This is a genomic window from Streptosporangium minutum, assembly GCF_002149035.1.
Lineage (GTDB): Bacteria > Actinomycetota > Actinomycetes > Streptosporangiales > Streptosporangiaceae > Streptosporangium > Streptosporangium minutum.
In genome coordinates this window covers 1-1,182 of record NZ_NGFP01000512.1, presented here as the reverse complement: position 1 = coordinate 1,182, position 1,182 = coordinate 1, and the positions used below count along the sequence as shown (strand labels likewise).

Annotated in this window: 2 protein-coding genes; one reads left to right on the top strand and one right to left on the bottom strand. The window is 70.3% G+C overall.

All coding sequences use genetic code 11. The features are described from left to right. A partial coding sequence (locus CA984_RS44095; protein WP_086579168.1) for a DoxX family protein occupies nucleotides 1-421 on the bottom strand: 421 nt, incomplete at its 3' end. A gap of 79 nt (nucleotides 422-500) precedes the next feature. Here CA984_RS44095 and CA984_RS44090 point away from each other — a divergent pair. After that, nucleotides 501-1,022: a MarR family winged helix-turn-helix transcriptional regulator gene (locus CA984_RS44090; protein ID WP_086579167.1), complete on the top strand. Its 522-nt coding sequence runs from the start codon at nucleotides 501-503 to the stop codon at nucleotides 1,020-1,022. Nucleotides 1,023-1,182: the final 160 nt, after the last annotated feature.

Genomic DNA, 1,182 nt, shown 5'->3' with positions numbered 1-1,182 from the left:
GGGCGGGGGCCGAGGCGCGTCGCCGCCGCAACAGGGTGTCGACGGCGAGGGGGCCGCCGCCGCTGAAGGCGATGGCCAGGCTGGTCGCGGCAAGGGTGAGGACGAACTCGAAGCCRCCCTTCTCCACGAAGAAGCCGTTCCCGGCGTGGAGGAACACGATCGCACCGATCATGTTCAGGGCCAGCAGGGGGCCGAAGACCGGCAGTCCAGCGCCCAGGATGAAGGCGATCCCGCCGACGACCTCCAGTACGGCCACCGCCGGCGCCGCCGCCCCCGCCAGCGGGATTCCCAGCGAGTCGAAGAACGCCGCCGTCCCGTCCAGGCCCATCACCGTGAACTTCTGCCAGCCGTGGGCGAAGAAGACCACCCCGATGACGATCCGCCCCAGCAGCAGGGCGAGGGGCCGTATCCGCTCAAGCATGACAACTCCTTCTAGTTGTTCGAATTTGAACTACACCCTAGCCATTAGTTCAAATTTGAACAAGCCGTAGAATGGCGAGGTGAAGGACACGAGATGGCTCAGCGAGACCGAGCTGGACGCCTGGATGGCCTATGTCACCGCGACCCACCTCCTGGAACGGCGCGTCGAGGAGCAGTTGAAGGCCGACTCCGGGCTCACCCACGCCCAGTACGAGATCCTCGCCAAGCTCTCGGCCTCCCCCGAGCGGCGCATGCGGATGACCGAGCTCGCACGCGAGGTGGTCGTGTCGAAAAGCGGGCTCACCTACCAGATCGGCCAGCTGGAGAAGCTCGGTCTCGTCGAACGGACGACCTGCCCCTCCGACGAGCGGGGAGTCCTCGCCGTGCTCACCGACGAGGGCGTGCGCTGCCTGGAGCGGACGGCGCCGGGCCACGTGGCCGTCGTCCGCGCCTTCCTGATCGACCAGCTCACCCCCGAGGAGCTCCAGGCCATGGCGCGGATCATGTCCAAGGCCGCGGCGGTGATGACGGCGGCGCCCGGCCATTCGATCGAGGCCCCGGCCCGGCGTCGAGGGACCGGCCGCCGTACCGCGCTCGGCTGACCCCGCCGCCGGCGCCGCACCGCACCCGGCCGGCCACAGCCGACGCCTCACGTCCGGCCCCGGCCGGGGCGTACGGCTGCGCTCACCCACCCCGCGCCCCGTCCGGGCTCGCGCCCACCACCGTCACTCCCCGTCGAAGATCCGCCCATCGGCCGGAGAC